Annotated in this window: 17 protein-coding genes; 6 read left to right on the forward strand and 11 right to left on the reverse strand. The window is 68.5% G+C overall.

Features of this window, described 5'->3' with window-relative positions; all coding sequences use genetic code 11:
* Window positions 1-97 precede the first annotated feature (97 nt).
* Both MMF94_RS34860 and MMF94_RS34865 read right to left on the reverse strand, forming a co-directional pair.
* Window positions 98-1,540, reverse strand: a complete 1,443-nt coding sequence (locus MMF94_RS34860) for a hypothetical protein (RefSeq protein ID WP_241041717.1) — start codon at window positions 1,538-1,540, stop codon at window positions 98-100.
* The gene (locus tag MMF94_RS34865) at window positions 1,537-3,276 is read right to left on the reverse strand and encodes an NAD(P)/FAD-dependent oxidoreductase (protein WP_241041718.1); all 1,740 of its coding nucleotides are present in this window, start codon (window positions 3,274-3,276) and stop codon (window positions 1,537-1,539) included. Before MMF94_RS34865 ends, MMF94_RS34860 begins: the two co-directional genes overlap by 4 nt.
* Window positions 3,277-3,532: 256 nt before the next feature.
* Between MMF94_RS34865 and MMF94_RS34870 the strand changes: the two genes are divergently transcribed.
* Window positions 3,533-6,346, forward strand: coding sequence for a helix-turn-helix transcriptional regulator (locus MMF94_RS34870; protein WP_241041719.1), 2,814 nt, complete (start codon window positions 3,533-3,535; stop codon window positions 6,344-6,346).
* Here MMF94_RS34870 and MMF94_RS34875 read toward each other — a convergent pair.
* From MMF94_RS34875 to MMF94_RS34905, 7 genes are all read right to left on the reverse strand, one after another.
* The gene (locus MMF94_RS34875; protein WP_241041720.1) at window positions 6,327-6,581 is read right to left on the reverse strand and encodes a DUF6510 family protein; all 255 of its coding nucleotides are present in this window, start codon (window positions 6,579-6,581) and stop codon (window positions 6,327-6,329) included. The genes MMF94_RS34870 and MMF94_RS34875 overlap by 20 nt on opposite strands.
* A complete protein-coding gene (locus MMF94_RS34880) occupies window positions 6,578-7,333 on the reverse strand; it encodes a ferredoxin reductase (RefSeq protein WP_241041721.1) in 756 nt (251 codons plus the stop codon). Before MMF94_RS34880 ends, MMF94_RS34875 begins: the two co-directional genes overlap by 4 nt.
* Window positions 7,303-7,908: a sulfite oxidase-like oxidoreductase gene (locus MMF94_RS34885; RefSeq protein WP_241041722.1), complete on the reverse strand. Its 606-nt coding sequence runs from the start codon at window positions 7,906-7,908 to the stop codon at window positions 7,303-7,305. Before MMF94_RS34885 ends, MMF94_RS34880 begins: the two co-directional genes overlap by 31 nt.
* A gap of 53 nt (window positions 7,909-7,961) precedes the next feature.
* Window positions 7,962-8,270 (reverse strand): ScoMcrA-related endonuclease, encoded by a 309-nt coding sequence (locus MMF94_RS34890; RefSeq protein ID WP_241041723.1) that lies wholly within the window; start codon window positions 8,268-8,270, stop codon window positions 7,962-7,964.
* Window positions 8,271-8,328: 58 nt separating this feature from the next.
* Window positions 8,329-9,102 carry an SDR family NAD(P)-dependent oxidoreductase gene (locus MMF94_RS34895; protein WP_241041724.1) on the reverse strand — a complete coding sequence of 258 codons (774 nt, stop codon included), beginning with the start codon at window positions 9,100-9,102 and terminating at the stop codon, window positions 8,329-8,331.
* 447 nt (window positions 9,103-9,549) lie between these two features.
* A complete protein-coding gene (locus MMF94_RS34900; protein WP_241041725.1) occupies window positions 9,550-10,236 on the reverse strand; it encodes a haloacid dehalogenase type II in 687 nt (228 codons plus the stop codon).
* Between the two features lie 111 nt (window positions 10,237-10,347).
* Window positions 10,348-10,833, reverse strand: coding sequence for a peroxiredoxin family protein (locus tag MMF94_RS34905; protein WP_241041726.1), 486 nt, complete (start codon window positions 10,831-10,833; stop codon window positions 10,348-10,350).
* A 429-nt stretch (window positions 10,834-11,262) separates the two neighbouring features.
* Between MMF94_RS34905 and MMF94_RS34910 the strand changes: the two genes are divergently transcribed.
* Window positions 11,263-11,970 carry a DUF899 domain-containing protein gene (locus MMF94_RS34910; protein ID WP_241041727.1) on the forward strand — a complete coding sequence of 236 codons (708 nt, stop codon included), beginning with the start codon at window positions 11,263-11,265 and terminating at the stop codon, window positions 11,968-11,970.
* 1 nt (window position 11,971) lies between these two features.
* Here MMF94_RS34910 and MMF94_RS34915 read toward each other — a convergent pair whose 3' ends face one another.
* The gene (locus MMF94_RS34915) at window positions 11,972-12,409 is read right to left on the reverse strand and encodes a DUF6300 family protein (RefSeq protein ID WP_338104400.1); all 438 of its coding nucleotides are present in this window, start codon (window positions 12,407-12,409) and stop codon (window positions 11,972-11,974) included.
* A complete protein-coding gene (gene dnaE / locus MMF94_RS34920; protein ID WP_277398885.1) occupies window positions 12,298-15,861 on the reverse strand; it encodes a DNA polymerase III subunit alpha in 3,564 nt (1,187 codons plus the stop codon). Before dnaE ends, MMF94_RS34915 begins: the two co-directional genes overlap by 112 nt.
* A 392-nt stretch (window positions 15,862-16,253) precedes the next feature.
* On the opposite strand from dnaE, the gene MMF94_RS34925 reads away from it, so the two are divergent.
* The 4 genes from MMF94_RS34925 (at window position 16,254) to MMF94_RS34940 (ending at window position 22,182) form a co-directional block, all read left to right on the forward strand.
* On the forward strand, window positions 16,254-17,864 hold the full coding sequence (locus tag MMF94_RS34925; RefSeq protein ID WP_241041729.1) for an ABC transporter substrate-binding protein: 1,611 nt from the start codon (window positions 16,254-16,256) through the stop codon (window positions 17,862-17,864).
* 786 nt (window positions 17,865-18,650) lie between these two features.
* Complete coding sequence (locus MMF94_RS34930; RefSeq protein ID WP_241041730.1) at window positions 18,651-19,622, forward strand: helix-turn-helix domain-containing protein; 972 nt, start codon at window positions 18,651-18,653, stop codon at window positions 19,620-19,622.
* 172 nt (window positions 19,623-19,794) lie between these two features.
* Window positions 19,795-20,742, forward strand: a complete 948-nt coding sequence (locus tag MMF94_RS34935; RefSeq protein WP_241041731.1) for an alpha/beta hydrolase — start codon at window positions 19,795-19,797, stop codon at window positions 20,740-20,742.
* Between the two features lie 426 nt (window positions 20,743-21,168).
* Entirely contained in the window at window positions 21,169-22,182 is a 1,014-nt protein-coding gene (locus MMF94_RS34940; protein WP_241041732.1) for a patatin-like phospholipase family protein, read from the forward strand.
* Window positions 22,183-22,255 lie beyond the last annotated feature (73 nt).

Below are 22,255 nucleotides of genomic sequence, written 5' to 3' on the forward strand. Positions count from 1 at the left end.
CGGATAATTTCTGTCGCCGTCCCTGAAAGTGTTACGGAGAGCTGACGGGCTGGTTTCCCCGGTCGGTGTGGTGAGTGGGGTGACCGGGTCCAATCGATTACGGTGCCGGCAACGTACCGTCGAGCAGGACCGGCAGGGTGAGCGCGATCATGACGATGAGCACCCACATGGCGGGCGCGCCGCCGAGCACCTGCTCGCGGCGCGCCGCCACGCGGGCCGCCTCGATGTCGCTGCGGGTCAGCCACCACGGGTTGATCCCAGCCTCCAGCAGGTAGTACACGGCCCCCAGGGCGGCCCCGTACGCGAGATGCCCGACGAGGGACGGAAACTCCGTTGCCAGGTCGCCTGCGTCCCAATGCAGCGCCCCACCGCTCAGCAGCGGTAGGAGGGTGAGGTCGCCCAGTACCCACCAGAAGAAGCCGTATGACACGCCCCATCCGACGCCGGACAGGATGTCGAAGCTCAGCCGACGGAACAGCACTGCGTAGGACACGCCGATCACCGCTGCGACGACGAAATGGACGACGAGCCCGACCGAGGACGAGTGTGCACCGACGATCCTCGCCACCCTCGGCAGTGCGCCCACGAGAGTCAGCACCACGGTGAACAGCGCGCCTCCGACCAACCCGGCCAGCGCGCCGTAGGCCGTCGCCCGGGGGCCGCGTGCACCGGGCGGCTCGACCTCGATCTTGCGTACGTCGTCGAGGAACAGGCCGCGCATCCATTGACCCAGCCACGTGTACCCGGCCGCGGTGCCGGCACCGAGGAGCAGGTAGGCGGGCAGGTGCCCTGCCAGGGACGCCGCGTCCGTGCGGGACCAGGCGAGGCCGGCGCCGCGGACCAGTGGTTCCAGCGTCAGGTCCACGACCACCCAGGCGCCGAAGCCGTAGACGGTGCCGCGGGTCAGCGCAGGCCCGGTTCGCTCCGGAAGGTCCGAGAAGATCAGCGGGTAGCAGGCGCCGACGGCGAGCCCGATGATCAGCCACAGCGGGAAGCCGTCCCGAGAACCCGGCACCTGGCCCCACACCGCGGCGGATGCCGCACCTGCGAGGGCGCCCCGCCCCACCGCGCCGGCCGAGGGTGCCTGCCATGTCACGCCGCCTTCGCGCTGCATGAGGACGAAGACTGCGGCCACCGTCGCGCCGTAGAAGAGGTGGCCGACCAGACTCGGGAGCAGGGCGGCCGCCGCGCCGACGCTCCAGTCCACGGGCATTCCCCGCAGTAGTGGCAGCAGCGTCTGGGCTCCGAGGAACCACCAGATCGTGCCGTAGACCATTCCCCAGAACAGCATCTCCCGCACGCGGATCCGGAGCCGGACGACGAGCAGCCCGAACGCGGCTCCGATGACCACTGCGAACAGCATGTGCACGACGAAGCCCGCCACCGCGGAGTCGGTGTGCACGATCGAGGCGATCGTGGGCAGCGCTCCGAACTCCGCCATGGATGCGCCGAAGATCAGACCACCGGCGACACCGGCGACGCCGCCCGAGATCACGGCCCGGGTATGCGAGACCTGCTTGGCACCGGCGGTGATCGTCATCGCCGGCTCTTCACGGCGCCGGCCGACCTGGACGGTTCGGTGAGCACGATGTCACGCGGGAAGGCCAGGTCGAGCAGCCAGTCGAACAGCACCCGGATCCGCTTCTCGGCGCCGGGCAGCTTCGCGAGGTAGACGCCCCGCCACAGGAACCACGCGGTCAGCCCGGAGAACCGGAACCCGCGCACCTCACCCGCTGCCGTGCGGTGCCCCAACGCCACCAGCACACCGATGGTGCGAAACTCGAAGGCCTTCGGCTGCCTGCCGGCGATCGTCGCCACGATGTTGTCGGCGACCACTTTGCCCTGGCGGATCGCGTGCTGGGCGGTCGGCGGGTAGTGCCGGCCGTCCGCGGCGGGGTCCGGGATCCGCGCGCAGTCGCCGACCGCCCACACCCGGTCGAGGCCCGCCACTCGCATCTGCGGATCCGTGGGCAGTGGTCGACCTCCCGCGATGGGCAGATCCGCAACGAGGGGGGCCGGCCGGTTGCCCGCCGTCCAGACGAACGTCATCGTCGGGATCCACTCGCCGTCCATCAGCCGCACGCTGTCTTCGGTCGCCTCGGCCACCCGCGTACCCGGGTAGAACTCGATTCCCCTGGCCTTCAGCCGTTCCAGCGCGTACGTGCCGAGTTCGGACCCGAACTCGGGCAGGACCCGCTCGCCGGGGTGCACGAGCACGAATCGGGCGTCCTCCATCCCGATCGCGGGGTAGAACTGGATCACCCCGTACACCAGGTCGTAGAGCTCGGCGATGGTCTCCGTGCCGGCGAACCCCGCGCCGGCCACGACGAACGTGAGGATTCGTCGCCGCTCGCCGGCATCGCGCTCCTGCTCGCTCCGCTCCAGAAGCGCGATCACGTGGTCACGCAACCTCGTCGCGTCGGACAGGTTCTTGAGGGTCCACGCGTGCTCCTCGATCCCCGGCAGCCCGAACGTGTGGGGCACGGTGCCGACGGCGAGCAGCAAATGGTCGTACGGGATCGGGTCCACGTCCTCGGCAAGGTGAACGCAGCGGGCGACCGTGTCCACCTGCTCGACCCGGGCGTGCCGGAACCGTGTGTGGGCAACGGAGGCCCGCACCGGCGCGCTGATGTGCCTCGCCTCCAACGCGCCGGAGGCGACCTCGGCGAGCATCGGCGTGAACAACAGGTAGTTGGAGTCGCTGACGAGCGTCACGTCGACCGGTGCACCCCGCACGGCGAGCCGCTCGAACGCTCGCCCGGCACTGACTCCGCCGAAGCCACCACCGACGATCACGATCCGTGTCAGCTTGCGCTGCGGCGCATCCGACATCCTCCCGCCGTGCCGGGCTCGCGCCGAGAGGAGCACCACCACCAGGGCGCCCGTGAGACCGCCGTGTAGCAGATCGGCGACGAGCTGCGGGTAGCTCGCGGCGGTCGCCGCGGCTGACCAGGTCGGCGTCCGTCCGTCGACGAGGGGTACGAGCGTGAGTGAATACAACAGCCAGCCCACACACCCGACGAGCACGCCGCCGCATGCCGTCACGGCCACCGGCGCTCGGAAACGACTGCCACCGACGGCCGCTGCGAGCACTGCCCCGACGGCGGCGGCGTAGACCGCGTAGCCGGCCCAGGCAACCCCTCCCCACCACCCGGTGGGCATGTGCTGTGATGCCATCACGGCCCCGACGACACCACCGGCGACCAGCCCGGCGATGACGCCCATGACTGCTCGTTCCCCCGTCGCGCGCCGGTAGGCCCGGGTGGACTCATGCATTGGAGCGCACCCTCCATTCCTGTTGCCATTGAGCGTTCCACGCTCGAGGGAACGGAGCCTCTTACGAATCGAGAAATGATCGTCGGCCGCGCGGCGGTTCGCCCATCGCACCGACGCATGGTCGTCCATCGGTCATGTCGGGAGCTACGGGACTTTTCCGACGATTGGGCATCAATCGACCCGGGTGGACCGCGGCTCCCGCGGACCCGTGCCGAACGCTGGCGGCGATGGCCTTCTACCGCGGCACGGTACGGGCATGGCAACTTCGCCGAGCAACTGTGACCGTCGGCCGGGCACCGATGGCGACTCGTCGTGGCTGTCCGGGCGAACGGTCGAGTGCGCGCGTCTGGAACAGCTTCTGCGGGACGCGGCGACCGGGCGCGCTGCTGCCTTGCGGGTGGTCGGTGACAGCGGCACGGGAAAGACCGCCATGCTGGATTATGCCGCCCGACGTGCTGACGGTTTCCGGATAATGCGGCTACGCGGTATTGCCGCAGAGCGTGAGCTGCCATACGCCGGGTTGCACCTGTTGTGCGCCCCGCTGTTGGACGACCTGGACGTGCTGGCCCCCTGCCAGCGCGCGGCGCTCGCCACTGCGGTCGGGCTCACGACCGGTGGGCCGCCGGACCACTTTCTCGTCAGCCTCGCCACGTTGAACCTGCTCACCAACGCCGCCGAGGCCCAGCCGGTGTGCTGCATCGTCGACGACACACACTGGCTCGACCATGCCTCGCTGCTGACCCTGGCGTTCGTGGCCCGGCGCGTCGAGCGTGGCGCCCTCGTGATCTTGTTCGCGGACCACGGCCGGAGCCGGACCGAGCTCGAGGGTCTGCCCGAGATGCACCTCGAGACGTTGCCGTTGGCGGATGCGCGAGCGCTACTGGCCGCGGCTGCGCCGGGGAAGATCGACGCCGCGGTCACCGTGCGGGTCCTGATCGAGACGGGGGGCAATGCGCGAGAGTTGATCGAGGCGTTCGACGGTGTCAGCGCGGTCGAGCTGGCCGGCGGGTACACGATTCCCCCGCGGCCCGGGCACTCCGATGTCGATCACGACTGTGTCCAGCGCGCGCGGCACCTCCCCGGCGAGGCACGGCGTCTGCTGCTGGCGGCCGCGGCCGATCCCACCGGTGACCCGACCGTCGTGTGGCGTGTGGCCGCAGCGCTCGGCATCGGACCCGACGCCGCCGAGGCGCTCGAGGCCCAGCGGCTGCTGGTTTTCGGGCCGCGAATCGTGTTCGGGTGCGCACGGCTGCGCGCGGATGTCTACGCGGCCGCGGCGCCGGCCGAGCTCCGCGCGATCCACCGGGCGCTGGCCGACGCCACCGACGGCGAGGCGGACGGCGACCGCCGGGCGTGGCATCTGGCCCTGTCCACGAGCGGGCCGGACGATCGGCTCGCCGACCGCCTGGAGCGGTATGCCCCGACCGCGCAGGCCCGAGGCGGCATCGCGGCACTCGCCGCATTTCTGGAGAGAGCGACGCTGTTGACCGCCGACCCGGCGTGCCGGGCGCGGCGCGCGCTGACTGCCGCCGCTGCTCAACACGCCGCCGGTGGCCAGGATGCCGCGCGGCGGCTGCTCACGATCGCAGAGATCGGGCCCCTCGACGAAGCGCGGCGAGCTTGGGCCGCGCTGCAGCGCGCCCGGATCGCGTTCGCTGTGCACCGCGACAACACCGCGCTGAGGCCGCTGCTCGACGCTGCGCGGCGCGTCGAGGGGCACTTGCCGGCGCTGGCGGGGGCGGCGTATCTCGAGGTGCTGGCGGCCGCGATGGTCTCCGGTCACCTCACCGACATGCCGAGTCTCCGTGACGTGGCGCTGGCCGCCCGCTCCGCCACGGCTGCCGGTTCAGCCGATGCGATCGACCTGCTCGTGGGCGCCCTGGCGACGAGGGTGCTCGACGGACGGTCCGCCGCCGTCGTCCCTCTCCGCAGGGCGGTCACCGCGTTCAGCGGCGGAACCCACGGCTCCGTGACCGGCGACTGGTCGTGGCTCGCAGGCTGCGTGGCCGCCGATCTGTGGGACGAGCGGGCATGGATATCGCTCTCCTCTCGACAGGCGCACCACGACGCTGCTGCCCAGACCGACCTGTCGACCCCTGCCCACGTGCTTGCGCAGCAGGCCCTCGTCGATCTGTACCGGGGGCGGTTCGACAACGTTCGAGCCGCCCTCGCCGAGGCCGACATGCGTGCCGTGGCCGCGGGCGCGGCGCCGTTGGCTTACCCGTCCCTGCTGCTGGCCGCCTGGCAGGGCCGGCACAGCATCCTCGTCGATCGACTACCGGAGGCCCGTCATGACGCCCGGCGTCGCGGCGACGGCCTCGCGCTGACGGGAACGCGCCTCGCCGAGACGGTCCTGTACAACAGCGTTGGCGACTACGAGCAGGCCCTGGCCGCGGCGCAGGACGTTGCCGAGTCCGACCAGCTCGGTCTGTCCGGTTGGGTGCTGGTGGAGCTGATCGAAGCGGCCGTGCGATGCGGGCGAGCCGACGTCGCGGCCCACGCCCTCGGGCGGCTCACCGACAGGACCGCCGCGGCAGCCACCGACTGGGGAGCCGGGATCCGAGCGGCGTCGCGAGCTCTGCTCGCTGACGCACCGGACGCCGAGCCGCTGTACGAGGAAGCGATCACCCGGCTCTCCCGGACCGATGTTCGACTTCATCTCGGCCGTGTCCAGCTGCTCTACGGCGAGTGGCTGCGCAGCCGGAACAGGCGCGCCGACGCCCGCAAGCCGTTGCGAGCAGCCCGGGAGCTGTTCGCCACCATCGGCGCCGAGGGCTTCGCCGGCCGCGCCCGCGGCGAGCTCGCGGCCACCGGTGAGAAGGCGAGCATGGACTCCCGCCTCCTCACTCCCCAGGAATCCCTGATCGCGTGCTTGGCACGCGACGGGCTCACCAATCCCGAGATCGGTGCTCGCCTGTTCGTCAGTCGCCGCACGGTGGAGTACCACCTCCACAAGGTCTTCGTGAAGTTGGCCATCACCTCGCGCAACGAACTGCATCTCGTGCTCGACACCACCGCCGACAGCCCCGACGGAGATACGCCGCGCGGTGCTACGTGGTCGTGTGCCTGAGCTCCGCCAGCCCGTGGACGTCGACGGCCAGTACGTCGCCGTTCTCGATGATCACCAGCATCACGGCATCACAGTGTGGGCAGCGTAGGAGGACCCCGGCTCCGCGGTACACCGGCGCCTGCCCGAGCCAACTGGGTATGCCGCAGCCGGCGCACGTGCCCGATGCGGCGGTCATGTCCTGTCCGAACGCGGTGTGCATCAGGCCGGCGATCGCGTTGCCGTCATATGCGCTCATGAGCTCTGTCCGGTCCCGCCGAAGCGTTCGGTGCGAATGCGCCCCGGTTCGTGCCCGATGGCGACCAACAGCTCGGATGCAGTCTCGACGAATGCCGTGGGCCCGCAGATGTAGACCAGCGGACGCTCGTCCGGGCTCCAGCCGGCTTCCATCAGCATCGCCCTGTCGATCCGCCGGCCGTAGCCGTTCCATCCCGGTGGTTGTTCGCGAGTGAACGTGAGGTTGACGTCGATCTCGTCGGAGGCCGCGAACATCATGAGTTCACTGCGATAGATGAATTCGCCGGGGTTGCGGGCGGAATACACCAGCCGGATCGGTACCGTGCTGTAGATCGCCCGGTGATGGCGCAGCATCGCCTGTATCGGAACGATCCCGGACCCGCCTGCGATCAGCAGCAGCGGCCCACCGAGCGGCTCCCGCCATACGAAGTAGCCGCCGATCGGTCCGCGCAGCTCCAGAGCGTCACCCTTGCGCAGTTCGTCGACGAGGTAGGGCGAGACTTCGCCGTCGGGCAGCCGTTCGACGGTGAGGTCGACACGTGCCTCCTCCGGTGCGGAGGCGATCGAGTAGCTGCGCTGTGCCTGGTAGCCGTCCTCGGCGGTCAGCCGCACGTCGACGTGCTGACCCGCGTGGTGTCCGACCCAGCCGGGGACGTCCAGCGCGATGGTCCGGGTGTGGGCGTTCTCGGTCACGAGCTCGACCACGGTGCCCGTCTGCCAGGTCAGTCGCCGGAGTAGCGCTCTTCTCTCCATGGGTCTCCGTAGTTGTGGTAGCCGTAGCGCTCCCAGAAGCCGGGCACGTCGTCATCGAGCAGCTCGAGACCGCGCACCCACTTGGCGCTCTTCCAGAAGTACAGATGCGGGACCAGCAGCCGCGCCGGCCCGCCGTGCTGCGGGTCGAGCGGCGCGCTGTCGAAGCTGTAGGCGATCCACGCCTTGCCGCCGGTCAGGTCCGCGATCGGGAGGTTCGTCGTGTAGCCGCCGTCGCAGAACGCCAGCGCGTGACGTGCGCGCGTGGTCACTGCGGCGAGCACCGTGTCCAGCGAGACTCCCGTCCACGTCGTGTCGAGCTTCGACCACTTGGTCACGCAGTGGATGTCTCTTGTGACGGTTCGGCTCGGCAGCGCGCACAGCTCGTCCCACGTCCAGGACACCGGCCGGGACACGGCGCCACGGATGGTGAACGTCCACGTGTCCAGCGGCGTGTGCGGTGTCGGGCCCGCCGAGAGCACCGGGAATCCTGCGGTGACGTGTTGCCCGGGCGGGATCCGGGCCGGGTCGACGTCGGTTGGCCGCCTGCCGAGGAAGCCTCGTGTTGGCGGCGTCATGAGTGGTCTCCGGATCGCACTCGCATCAGGGGAGTGGCCTTGTGCGCCATGGCTCACCTTCGATCTGCTGGACGTCGAACGTGCTGGACGGTGAATCCCAGCTTCCCGAGCACCTTGACGGCACCGACCTTCCCGCCCTCGAAGTCCCCGGAGGCGAGGCGCTTGCCCGTCGCGAACTCGTAAGCGGTGCCGAGGATCGCTTTCGGCGGGTAGCTGCGGTCGTCCCAGATCAATTCGTACGTCGTGGCCGGGGCGAAACCATGTTCGGAGAAGAAGCGCACCGGTCCCAGTGCGTTGTACTCCTGTATCGCGCGCAACACGTCGGCTCGGATCACCTGATCCCATGCGATCGGATGTGTCACAGAATCTCCCGGATTGATGTGGCGTTCATTTCTGCCTGGTCTCGCGGTGTGCGGGGTCTCAGTTGCGTCCCGCCATGACGCCGCCGTCGACGTTGAGGATGGTGCCGGTGACCCAGCTGGAATCGTCGGAGAGCAGGTAGGTGATTGCCGACGCGATGTCCTGCGCGGTCCCGACGCGGCCGAGCGGGTGGAAGCCGTTGAAGCTCCGGAGCGTTTCGTCGATCTTCTCCGGTGGGACGAAGCTTTCGTAGATGGGTGTGGCCACCACGGCGGGTGCGACGGCGTTGACGCGGATGTTGTGCCCGGCGAGCTCGATGGCCAGGTTGTGGGTGAGGGCGTGCAGGCCGGCCTTGGCCGTCGAGTACGCGCTGGACGGCGTGGCACCGATCGCCTGGTGGGCCCACATGCTGCCGATGTTCACGATCGACCCGCTGCTGCCGGCCGTGACCATGCCACGGACCACGGTCTGCGTGAGGAAGAAGGTGGCGCGGAGCAGTTCCAGGTAGGAGTCGTAGGCGGCGCCGTCGTGGTCGAGGAACGTCGTGGGGACGAAGATGCCGGCGGCGTTGACGAGGAGAGTGGCGTCAGCGTGCTCGTCGGTGAGCCGCTGCTGCACGTGGGCGACCTGGTTCCGGTCGGAGAGGTCGGCGGTGATACCCCAGGCCTTGCCGGTGGCCGATAGCGTCGTCACGGTCTCGTCGACCCGCTCCGGATCGCGGCCGACGATGACCGCGCTGCCGCCGCCGGCCACGACATCGGCCGCGGTTTGCCGGCCCATTCCGCTGCTTCCCCCGACGACGATCAGCTTGCGATCCTCGAACGTCTGGGTCATGCCACTCTCCATCCCATCGGCTGCTGATGCTCGGGTGCAGGAGCCGGTTCTCGGCTCACCCGGCCACCTTCGCGCCGACAGGCCCGCTTCGCGCCGGGGACCTCCCTAGTCAAGGCCCCGGGTGGTCGCCGGCGACGGCAGCGAGCGCGACGACCACGTCAAGATCGGCGCTGCCGGCAACTGTCGTGCTGCGGGTGCGGAACCGGCCCTACCGCCGGATATGTACGGATGAGGAACACGACACCGCCGCCGGCGGCGTCCCCGACGTCTACGAGATGGACGACGCACGCGACTGAAGCCCGACGTCCAGCCCGCTCTCGGTGCGTTCGTTCCCGCTGCTGGAGTCAGCCCTGTCGGCGGGCTCGGCGTTCGTCAACTCGCTCGACCGTGGCCCGTGCGGCAGGGCCATGGCGGCGTTGTTCGCCGCATTCGTGCTGGACGGCGGGCTTATTCCGATGCCGGTCGACCCTCGGCGGCGAGGATCTCGTCCACCACCGCAGCGATGTCCTTGCCGACGATCTGCGGCTGCGCGCCGATCGGGCTCATGACCATGCCGGGCCGCGCCACGAACGCTGCCCGGCAGTGCGCGGCCAGCGCGCCGGAGATGTCCCAGGAGTGCGCGGCTACGAGCCACACGTCGGAGTTCGGCACGCCGAACCGGCGCGCGACGGCGTTGTAGGGCTCTCGGGCGGGCTTGAGTCGGCGCACGCTGTCGGCGGACACCACGGCCGTGAAGTAGTCCCGGATGCCGGCACTGGTCAGCTGCGCCTCACCGACGGACTCGACGGAGTTCACCAGCGCGACCGCGGTCAGGCCGGACGGCTGCAGCTTCGCCAGCGCCGCGGGCACTTCGGGATGCGGTGGCAGCGACTCCATCCTGCCCACCATCGTCAGCACGTCCTCGTCGGAGACCGCGACACCCTGCCGCTGGGCCAGCATCCGCATGGCCGCCCGTTGTGCAGTGCTGAAGTCGACGTACTGATCGGTCAGGCCGCCGACGAAGGACAGCTGCAGCATCTGGGCGAACCACTGCGCGCGGAGTGCCGCAGACCCGAACAGTTGCTCGAAGTGCGGGTCGAGCGCTCGAAGGTCGAGCAGGGTCTCGTTGACGTCGAACGCGACAACGGTGGCCACGTGGTGTGATGTCCTCTCTCGAATGTCCTCGCGACGCTGGTCGGATGTGGGGTTGGACCCGGCACGCGCACGGAAGCGGTCGGCACATCGCCCGTCCCGCCGGGCCGAGGCTCACAGCCGTCCTGCGTGCTCCCGCCGATAGCGGAGAAGCCCGACGACGTCCTCGGGGACCAGCCGTCCGATGGCGTTGCTGGAATAGACGCTGACCACGACGGCGCCGGTCTCGTCGAGCACGAAGCCGGTGGACTCGAGGTGGCCGCGCTCCTCGTTGACGAACGCCCCGGTTGCCGTGGCGATCGCGTGAGCGTCCGCGCTGTGGCCGATCGGGAAACGAAGCCGGTGCTTGTCGATGAGGGCGCGAGTGGTCGCCTCGTCGTCGACCGAGAGCGCGACGACGTCGGCGTCGACCTCGGCGAGACTGTCGTGGGCGCGTTCGAAGGCGCGTAGCTGGGCGTTGCAGTACCGGCACCAGGAGCCGCGGTAGAAGAGGACGACGCCGTAGCGGCCGCTCAGTGCGTCGGGCAGCCGGAGCGTGCCGCCACCGGCGACTTCCACCGACAGTGAGGGGAACTTGTCGCCGGGCTTGAGCAGGGTCATGACTTCTCCTTCGAGGGAGCTTCCAGATCTGGCCGCCGTCGGGGCAGCGCGGGTGCGCGACGAAGGGGAGCGCCCGGGCGTGATGAGCGCGCGGTCGGCGAGTACGTGAACGATTCGCTGGTGCGGGCTCTCACCGATCTCTGCCGGCTCCTGGCTCCGGATTCAGCCTGCATCACGGTCGCGACGGATGGTGAGCGGTAGGCGTTCACAGCTCGTCCACTGCCTACCTCCGGTCATGACTGGATCGTTCGCTCCATTTCTAACTCCCCGATTCTGGATCGTCAACTCCAGTACTGGAAGGTGGGTCGGGCCGTGACGCGCCGGATCTGGTCGGTCGCCTGACGCAGTGGCCGATGAGTTCGTCGTGCGGGCACGGTCTGTACCGGCATAGCTCGAGCCGAGAAGACGACGTGATCAGTGAGGGAGCTCATGACCAGCAACGCATTACCACCGGTCGTCGACGCCGACACGTGGCAGCGCGAACTCGACTTGCTGCGCGCCCGGGAGAAGGCAGCGACCCGCGAGCTCGACGCGATCGCCGCGCAGCGCCGCCGTATGCCGATGGTCACGATGCCGGACTACACCCTGGAGGGGGAGGACGGGCCGGTCCGGCTGGCGGAGATCTTCGGCGCGGCGTCGCAGCTGATCGTCTACAACCACATGTGGTTCCCGGGTGAGAAATGGCAGTGCTCGGGCTGCACCGGGTTGACCTCGCAGTACGCTCGGTTGGACATCTTGAACAACTACGACGCCCGGTTCGTCATCGTCACCCAAGGCCCGATCGACGAGGCACTTGCCTACAAGCGGCTGGTCGGGAACACCATGACCTGGTATTCGACGGCGAACAGTGCATTCGGCGCCGATGTCGGCGCACCTCCGGGTGGCCATTTCGCTGTCAACGTGTTCCTCCGCGACGGCGATACTGTTTATCGCACCTGGCACACCAACGGTCGTGGCACCGAACAGCTCAGCTACAGCTTCGCGTTGATCGATCTGTTGCCCTACGGACGGCAGGAGGTGTGGCAGGACTCGCCTGAAGGCTGGCCGCAGGGACCCACGTACAGCCGGTGGGCCGAGTCCCAGGACATCGCCGCGCTCTACGGCCCGTCGGAGGCACGGAACACGATCACGTCGTGAGTCAGGTGTCGACCTCGTCGCCGGCGTCCTGCTCGCACAGGATCGAGTGCTCGGCGACGCGGTCGACCCACTCCGCGAGGAGCGCGGCCACCGAGGTCACGGTCTCGTCGGTGACGGTTTCGTGGACGGCGAAGAAGGCGAGCAAGCCTTGTGCGTCCGGGGTGTCGCGATCGCATCCGGCGCAGAGCCCCACGCTGCGGGTTCCCTCGACCTGGGAGCCATCAGCGAGTGTCAGCGGATGCGATGTGCGCGCGACGAGCATCAAGGGCTCGTCGCAGCGATGGCAGCAGCGCCCGCCGGCAGCGTCGACCTCGATCTCCGGTGACACTAGGACGCGACCGCGATCCCCGGGATGTGTTTGAGCTCCCCCAGCAGGGCGGAGGAGACCGTCACCGAGAATCCGTCGATCGCCAGTGGCGTCTCCCGGTTCCGGTAACACAGCACCAGCGTGAGGGGAGTGCTGCCTGCGTGTGCGACGAGTGCCGACTTCAGCTCTGACACCACCGCGTGGTCCAGCTTCAACGCGTCGGCCTTGAGCACGAGCGGTGGCTCTCCCATGCCCGCCTGCGCCGCGGCCACGTCGAGGGTGATGATCCCCGACGCGAAGATCGACATGCGCTGCTCGTCGCGGATGTTCACCCGTCCCTTGACCGCGACGGCCGAGTCGGCGACGAGGTCCTCGTGCATCGCGAGGTACGACTTCGGGAAGAACAGCACCTCGATGGCGGCGTCGAGATCTTCGATCGTGACGATCGCCCAGGGCTCGCCCTTCTTGTTCACCCGGCGATCGACGGAGACGATCATGCCCGCGATCGCGACCTCGCCCTCCTTGGGCGGGTCGTCGAGGATCGAGGCGATGGGCCGGGGGGCGTGCTTGCGCAGGATCCGTTCGGTGCCGTCGAGGGGATGCGCGGAGACGTAGAGCCCGAGCATCTCGCGCTCGTAGGCGAGCATCTGCTTTCGCGGCCACTCTTCGTCGTCGATCTTCAGGTGCGCGAGCGGTGAGTGCTCGGCGGGCGCCGGTTCGTCACCCATACCGCCGAAGAGGTCGAACTGGCCGCGCTCCTCGTGCCGCTTGAGGTTGGTGACGGCGTCGACGGCGTCCTCGTGGACCATGAGCAGCGACTTGCGGGGCTGGCCGAACGAGTCGAACGCTCCTGCTTTGATCAGCGACTCGATGGTGCGCTTGTTGCAGCAGACCAGGCTGACCTTCTCGAGGAAGTCGGTGAAGGAGGTGAACCGGCCCTTGTTCTTGCGGGTCTCGATGATGGCTTCGACGACGTTGGCGCCGACGTTGCGGACCGCTCCGAGCCCGAAGCGGATGTCGCCGCCGACCGCGGAGAACCACAGGTCGGAGTCGTTGACGTCCGGGGGGAGGACCTTGATGCCCATCCGGCGGCACTCGGCGAGGTAGACGGCCGACTTGTCCTTGTTGTCGCCGATCGACGTCAGCTGGGCGGCCATGAACTCGACCGGGTAGTTGGCCTTCAGATAGGCCGTCCAGTACGCGACCAGGCCGTAGCCGGCGGTGTGGGACTTGTTGAAGGCGTATCCGGCGAAGGGCAGCATGACGTCCCAGAGCGTCTGGCACGCCTCCTCCGAGAAGCTCTTGCCGGTCATGCCGGCGCGGAACCCCTCGAACTCCTTCTCGATGATCTCCTTCTTCTTCTTGCCCATCGCGCGGCGCAGCAGGTCGGCCTGGCCGAGGCTGTACCCGGCGAGCTGCTGGGCGATGGCCATCACCTGCTCCTGGTAGACCAGCAGGTGATAGGTCTCGCCGAGGATCGGGTCGAGCGCGTCCTGGAGCTCCGGGTGGATCGGGGTGATCTTCTGCCGGCCGTTCGAGCGCTCCGCGTAGTCCATGTGCGCGTTCGCGGCCATCGGGCCTGGCCGGTACAGCGCGAGCGCCGCGGCGATGTCACCGAAGTGCGTGGGTGCCATGGCCTTGAGAAGCGTCCGCATCCCACCGCCGTCGAGCTGGAACACCCCGAGCGTGTCACCGCGGGAGAGGAGCTCGTAGGTCTTCTTGTCGTCCAGCTTGAGCGTCGGCAGGTCGATTTCGGTGCCGTGGTTCGCGGCGACCGCTTTCACCGCGTCGTCGACGACGGTGAGGGTGCGCAGCCCGAGGAAGTCCATCTTCAGCAGGCCGATGTCCTCACACGATGGGAAGTCCCATCCGGTGATGACCGATCCGTCGTCGCGCTTCCACAGCGGGATGACATCCAGCAGCGGCTCCGAGGAGAGGATCACCGCGCAGGCGTGCACCCCGGCGTTGCGGACCAGGCCTTCCAGCCCGCGTGCTGTGCCCATGATCCTGCCGACCTCGGGGTCGGTCTCGGAGAGGGTTCGGACCTCCGCGGCTTCGGCGTAACGCTCGTGGCTCGGGTCGAAGATGCCGGACAGCGGGATGTCCTTCGCCGCGATCGGCGGCGGCAGTGCCTTCGAGATCCGGTCGGCGATGGCGAAACCGGGTTGCCCGTGCAGAACTCGGGCGGAGTCCTTGAGCGCGGCCTTGGTCTTGATCGTGCCGAAGGTGATGACCTGGGCGACGTTCTCCTCGCCCCACTTGTCGACGGTGTAGCGCATCACCTCACCGCGCCGACGTTCGTCGAAGTCCAGGTCGATGTCGGGCGGGCTGACCCGCTCCGGGTTGAGGAATCGCTCGAAGATGAGCTTGTGCTCGATCGGGTCCAGGTCGGTGATGTGCAGGATGTAGGCGACCAGTGAGCCCGTGGCCGAACCGCGGCCCGGTCCCACGGCGATCTTCTGTGACTTGGCCCAGCGAACCAGGTCGCCGACCACCAGGAAGTAGCCCGGGAACCCCATCTTCGAGATCACGCGCAGTTCGATCTCGATACGTTCCTTGTACTCCGCGGTCAACCCGTCAGGGAACCGCGACGGCGTGTACTTCTCGACCTCCGCGCGCAGCAGATCGTCTTCCGTCTCCCCGGGCTGAAGAGGGAATCTCGGCATCCGGTCGATCTCGGCATAGACCTCGGCGTACGATTCGACGCGTTCAGCGATCAGCAGCGTACTGTCGGCCGCGCCAGGGACTTCTTTGTCCCAGTATTCGCGCATGTCCGCCGCGCTCTTGAGATAGTAGCCGTCGCCGTCGAACTTGAATCGGTTCGGATCATCGAGGGTCTTGCCCGACTGCACGCACAGCAGAGCGGAATGCGCTTCGGCCTGATCCTGTGTGACGTAATGCGAGTCATTCGTGGCGAGCGGCGGCAGGTTGAGTTTCTTCGCGACCCCGAGGAGACCCTCACGAACGGAGCGCTCGATCGGGAGGCCGTGGTCCATGAGCTCGAGGAAGAAGTTCTCGGCCCCGAAGATGTCGCGGTAGTCGCTCGCCGCCTGTAGCGCTGCTTCCTCCTGGCCGAGACGCAGCCTGGTCTGTACCTCCCCGGACGGGCAGCCCGTGGTCGCGATGATCCCCTCGGCGTGTTCCGCGACGAGTTCGCGGTCCATGCGCGGCTTGCGGTAGTAACCCTCGAACGAAGCAAGGCTGGAGAGCTTGAACAGGTTGCGCAGGCCCGTGGCGTTGCGAGCCAGCATCGTCATGTGCGTGTACGCGCCCGCGCCCGAGACGTCGCCACCCTCGCCGAACTCGTCGGAACCGCGCTGCGACGCCTGACCCCAGAATATGGGTTTCTTGATGTGGCGGCTGGCCGGTGCGAGATACGCCTCGATACCGATGATCGGTTTGACGCTGCTCTTCGTCGCGCGGCGATAGAATTCCGCGGACCCGTACATGTTTCCATGATCGGTCATCGCCACCGCCGGCATGCCGAGCCGCTCGGCCTCGCCGAACAGCGCATTTACCTTCGCTGCGCCGTCGAGCATCGAGTACTCGGTGTGCACATGCAGGTGAACAAATGAATCCGCCACAGGCCCCATCTCTCCCTCGCGCGCCGCCGGACAGTTCTACCAGGCCTTCACCCCCGGGCCGTCCAGGTCCCGGCGCGCGTCGCCGCAACCACCTGTGCTGCGGCCCTCGCCCGCGGGACGGGGACCGCCAGAGGGCGGCCGGCCGGGTGGGGCTCTCGAGGCCGCAGGGTCGAGGAACCGCTGATGGACCGTCCCGGGCGGCCCCTCGCTCGGCGCGGACGGTCGAGGGTCGCGACCTGGGCCGGCCACAGGTTCGCGTCGGTTCGGTCTCGCGAGACGGGACGGCGGGCGCACGTATCGCCAGGAAAGTGTGCGCGCAGCCGTTGGGGCAGCCGGCCGGTGATGGCGGACGCTCGGAACGGATCCGCGGTGGACTCGACGAGGAGGACCCGATGCTCTGGAGATCTCGTGCGGTGAGGGCGTGCGCCGCGCTGGCGGCCGCGGTCGTACTGGCCGCCTGCGGGGCCGTCGGCGCCAACCAGGGCGGCGGGGACAGCCGGCCTCCGCTGCAGGCCATGCGCCCCTACGGCGGCGATCCGGCCACCGAAGGGGAGCCCCGCCGCGGCGGCACCCTGGTTATCGGCAACGACCGCGAGGTCGTGAGCTTCGACCCGACCGTGCAGAACGGCAACGCGGTGGCGATGGCGGTGTACGACCTGCTGCTGCGGCTGACACCCGAGGGCAAGGTCGAGCCGTACCTCGCCAAGTCGATGGAGACCACCGACGACGGGCGCACCTGGGTGATGGGGCTGCGCGAGGGGGTGCTGTTCTCCGACGGGACGCCGTTGGACGCCAACGCGGTGATCGTCAACACCCAGCGACACATCGACGCGCCGGCCTCGCCCGCGGCCGTGTACGCGAAGCAGATCACCGCGATGAGAGCCCTCGACCCGCTCACCGTCGAGTTCACGCTGGCGGCGCCGCTCGGCGACTTCCCGGTGGTGTTCACCGGGTCGATCTTCGCCGGGACGCTGGGAATGATCATCTCGCCCGCCGCGCTCGCGCAGTACGGCGACGACATCGGCAACCACCCGGTCGGGGCCGGCCCGTTCAAGGTCACGAGCTGGCAGCGGGACAACCGGATGGAGCTCACCCGCAACGAGCACTACTGGCAGCCGGGCCTGCCGCGCCTGGACGGGCTGGAGTTCCGGCCGCTGTCGGACACCGAGACCCGCTACGCCTCGATGGTCAACGGGGACGTGGACCTGATCTACGGCGGCTACAACACCGAGCTGGTCCGGGCCTACGTCGACCCGAAGTTCACCGTCTACTACGGGCCGGGAAGCGCGGGGTTCTTCTTCACTTTCAACTTCGCCCGCAAGCCGTTCGACGACCGGCGCATGCGAGAGGCGGCCGTGCGCGCGATCGACCTGCGGGCCCTGGCCGCGAGCCAGTACGGCAACCAACTGGTCGGCTCCGACAGCCTCTTCGAGGCCCGCAGCCCCTATCACACCGAGGCCGCGTCGGACCTCTGGCCGCAGTACGACCCGGAGCAGGCTCGCCGGCTGGTCCAGGAGTACGTGGCGGACGGCGGCAGCCCGCACATCACGTTCACGACCAGTCGCAGCGAGGTCTCGCTCGGCGAGTTCGTGCAGGCGCAGCTGTCCGCCGTCGGGATGCAGGTCGACGTGGAGTTCTTCGACCTGGCCGAGTTCACGTCCCGGGTGCTGCAGGGCGGTGACTTCCAGCTGATCAGCAACCTCGCTCCGGTGGACTACCCGTTCCCGGCCATCGCGCGCCTGCTGGGAACGAACGGCGCGATCAACTTCGGGAAGTACTCCAACCCGGAGGTGGACCGGCTGCTCGCCGAGGCTGCGTCCACTCTCGACCCCGGCGTGAAGACGAAGGCGTACCAGGGGGTCGAGCGGCTGGTCAACGAGGACATCGGGCTCCTGTTCCTCAGCCGCAGCTATGCGTCGACGATCACGAAACCGGAGGTGAAGGGAATCGACCGGACCATCGGCCGCGACATCTTCTTCGCCACGACGTGGCTGGACCGGTGAGCGCAACTACTCCCGGTTAGGTCGTCGGACGCCGTGTCCGGCGTGGCGGATCGTGCTCGATGTGCGCGAAGCGATCGACCGATCCCCGCCGACACAGGAGGCGGCTCGTCCGGGTAACCGCGGCGCTCGCAGGACCCTCGTCCTGCGAGCGCCGCCCCGTTTTACGGGGTCGCTTCTTCGCGGAGATGAGTTGCTGTTCCGGAATTACTCACGATCGGTATCTCCCGTTTCCCGGGTTGCCCACCTTCTCCGCCGGCCCTGTGGTCTGCCGGGGTGAGGACGCGGCCGAAGCCCCGCGATTCGATCACGTGTCATCGAGGGAAGTGGCTGCGTCTTCCATGGCCCTGACGGCACCGGAGCCGATGCCTCGGGAGCCGAAGAAGATGCCCCCTGAGGGTTATTGTCGGGCGGCGGGGGCGACCCGAGGCTCGTAACGCGGGCTACATCGGGATTTCGCAAGGACTGGGGGAGTAGCGGTAGATCTGTACGATTTCGGCTGATGTTCGCCGATCTCGAATCGGGCATACCGATCGTCGAACTCGAACATCACCAGTGAAGCCGGGCCGGCCCGGTGTGGGCAGTCGAGTACGACGATGGTCTGCCCGGTCATCGCAGCCGTGACGAGGAGGGTGGGAGGGTGGTCAGCACGTCCAGGAGACGGGACGCGGTGCGTCGGACGCGAGGGCCGAGCGGAGTGTAGATGACGGTCCATGGAGTTGTCGCTGTTTACGCCGGTCAGAATGCGGATAATTGCTATGTACAATGCTGCGGGTTAGCCTCGGGCCCGTGCGGATTCACGATTTCTCCGGTGCGGAGTTCGAAGACGTCCTCGGTGAGTTCTTCATACCGGTGATCGTCCGGAGCGGTCCCGACTTTCGCGGGCGGGTGGCGGTGCAGGAACTGGACAAGGGCCTGTCACTCTCGTTGACGCGCTGGGGGCCGCGATCGGCTGCCCGGACCGAACAGATGGCGGCGAGCTCGTCCGATGGAAGTCGGATGATTTTCACCGTGCAGGTGGCCAGCCGGAGCCACATGCTCCAGCGCGACCGTTTCGCGGACCTCGCGACCGGTTCGGCGGTGCTGGCCGAGGCGCGTAGTGCCTACAAGTGGGCCGCCCACACCGAGAACCGGCAACTGACCTTGACTTTCTCCCGTGAACTGCTGCCGCTGCGCACCGCCGAGATCTCCGAGGCCTGCGCGCGCATCATGGATCCTGTAACCCCGGCCACGAACATGCTGGGTGCCTACCTCGGTCAGTTGTTCAAGATCGCCGACGGCCTCACCGCGCCGCAGCGGCTGGACGCCGGGCACGCCGCGATCGACCTGCTCGCCATGGCGCTGCGAGACGTCGTCCCCTCGGTACCGGGCTGTGAGGGCTCTGCGGAGGTACTGCTGGAGATGATGCTCAGACACCTCCGTGAGCACTCGGCCGACCCGCACCTGCAGGTCGAGGAACTGGCGCGGCGGCACAACGTGTCGGTCAGTCACGTGTACACCTTGTTCGAACGGATCGGGACCACGCCTGCTGCTTACCTGCGCGAGCAACGGCTGCTCGCCGCACAGGCGATGTTGGCCGATCCGCGGTGCGCCTGGCTCGGGACCACGGACATCGCGGCTGCGGTGGGATTCGTCGAACGCAGGACGTTCGAGCGGGCGTTCCGGCGGCAGTACGGGATGACGCCCGGCAACTGGCGCCGCGAGCACTGCCACTCCGGATCCGCTCCCGCAACCCACGAGGATGAAATGTCTCCCCGGTGACGAGAAAACGCCCGCCCCGAGGTGGCCCGGTGCGGTAGACCGGGGTGGCTCGGTCAGGAAGACGTTTCCTCGCCGACCCGCACGCTCGCTGCTTCAGCGTCGAATCTCGCGGGCGGACCATCGTGCCTGACCGGCCGGGCATGCGCTGAGAAGACGAAGGGACAGACCCGACATGAACAAGCCCGTTCTCGAACCGGCTGCCCAGGAGATCGCCGACGCCACCTCGAAGCCGCCGTTCCTGCACGAGCTCGGCCCCGACGGCGCGCGAAAGCTGCTCGACGACATCCAGGCCGCGTCGATCGACAAGCCCGACATCGACGAGAAGTGGATCACCGTGCCGGCCGAGGTCGGCGACGTGCGCGTCCGCATCGTCAAACCCGTCGGCGCGACGGGTGCGCTGCCGACCGTGCTCTACGTGCACGGCGGCGGCTGGATCCTGGGCAACGCCGCGACCCACGACCGACTGATCCGCGAGCTCGCCGTCGGCGCCGACGCGGCGGTGGTGTTCGTCGAGTACGACCGGTCCCCCGAGGCGCGCTACCCGGTGGCCATCGAACAGGCCTACGCCACCGCCCAATGGATCACCCGAGAGGGCGCCGCAGAAGGCCTGGACGCGTCGAACCTCGTCGTGGCCGGCGACTCGGTCGGCGGCAACATGACAGCCGTGCTCGCGATCCTCGCGAAACAGCGGGGCGACGTGACCTTCCTGCACCAGTCGCTGTACTACCCCGTGACCGACGCGGGACAGGACACCGAGAGCTACCGCACCTACGCCAACGGCCCGTACCTGACCGCCGAGTCGATGGCCTGGTTCTGGGACGCCTACCTGCCCGAGAAGGACAAGCGCGCCGAGATCACCGCGTCACCGCTGCGCGCGAGCCTCGAGGACCTCGCCGGCCTGCCCCCGACGTTCGTGATCGTGGACGAGAACGACGTGCTACGCGACGAGGGCGAGGCCTACGCACGCCGGCTCACCGAAGCCGGCGTGCCGACCACGAGCGTGCGCTACAACGGGACCATCCACGACTTCATGATGCTCAACCCCCTCCGCAACACCAACGCGGTGACAGCGGCCGTCGAGCAGGCGATAGCGGTGCTGCGGAAGGCTCTCGGTCGCTGACGGCACGGCCTGCCCTGGTTCGCCGCGCACCGATGTCGTGCGCGGCTGCTCGATCGGATCGACCTTTCCGCTCGCCCCGGAGCGCGTGTCGCGGCCGGTCGGCCGCGACGCTCGCCTCCGTGCGGGTGGCCGGCTGCGGTTGCTGCCGGGCTGTTGTGGGCCGCCCCCTCCGCCGGCCCTGAGCGACCGCGAGTAGCGTGCCGACGAGTGTGATCAGCACGCCGATGGCCTGGATCGCGGTAACGGACTCGCCGAGGAAGAGATCGCTCCGAGAACGGGCACCGCGAACATGCTGATCGTGGCGGTGACGGGGGTCACCGAGCGGAGCCCGCGGTAGTAGAAGAGGTACGCAACCGCCGTCGGTCCGATCGCGAGATAGACAAGGTCGGCCCACTGGACATCGTGAGCGGGGCGGAGACTCCAACGGTGACCGACACCGTCCTTCAGCTGCTGCGTGACCGCAGGCAACAACGAAGTACTCCTGAACATCGCAGCGACGACGCGCGCCTGGTGCTGCTGGTCGAAGGCGGAAGCTCTCGCGGCGCCTACTCGAGCGGCATGGCGATCGCTATCGAACAACTGGGGCTGTTGCCGATGTTCGATGCCGTCTACGCCAGCTCCGCGGGAGCGCTGAACGCAGCGTGGCTGCTGTGCGGTCGCGCTGAAAGCAGCATGCACGCGTGGTGGGACCCGATCATCATGCGGACGACCATCGACCCGAGGCGCGCACTGCGCCGGCAGCCGATCGTGGACACTCGTTTCCTCGTCCACACCGTGTACACCGAGATCATGCCGATGGGGTTCCAGGAGATCCTCGACAGCACCGTCGAGTTCCACCCGATCGCCACGGATGCCCTCACCGGCCAGGCCGTCGATCTGCACGAGCAGATCCGTGACCAGACCAGCTTGCAGGCCGCACTCCGCGCGTCGACTGCAATGCCGCTTCTCGCAGGTGATCCGATCGAGATCGACGGGCGACCGTTCGTCGACGCCGGGGTGAGCGAGGCGGTCCCCGTACGGACGGCACTCGCTCAGAAGGCCACGCACATCGTCGCGCTTCGCACTCGACGTACGGACGAGACGGCATCAGCGCCGTCCCGTGGCGAACGTCTGGTGATGGCGCGATGGTTCGCTCGGCGCGCTCCAGGTGCCCTCGAGACGTGGCTGCGCCGCGAGGCCATCAGAGCGGAGGAGGAGCAGCTTCTGACGTCGCACCCCGCGACCTTGCAGATCCGCCCCCCGATCGGCAGCGCGAGGATCGGACGTACCGAGCGACACCCGCGCCTGCTTCGCGCAGCTGTCGATGCAGGTCGGCAGGCGGCGTTGAACGAACTAGCGGGCTGCATCGAAGAGCCGGGCTGTCGTTCCACGCCTCGACCGGGCTCGGAGGTCGGCGGTGAGGCCGTGATCCGGGCAAGAGCTCGTGATTCTTGCAACTAGTGGCTTGTCACGCAGCCTTGACCGGGTAACTGGTCCAGGTGCGGATCGGTGAGTCGGCGGCGAAGTTGACCTT

The organism is Pseudonocardia alaniniphila (assembly GCF_022524485.1).
GTDB lineage: Bacteria > Actinomycetota > Actinomycetes > Mycobacteriales > Pseudonocardiaceae > Pseudonocardia > Pseudonocardia alaniniphila.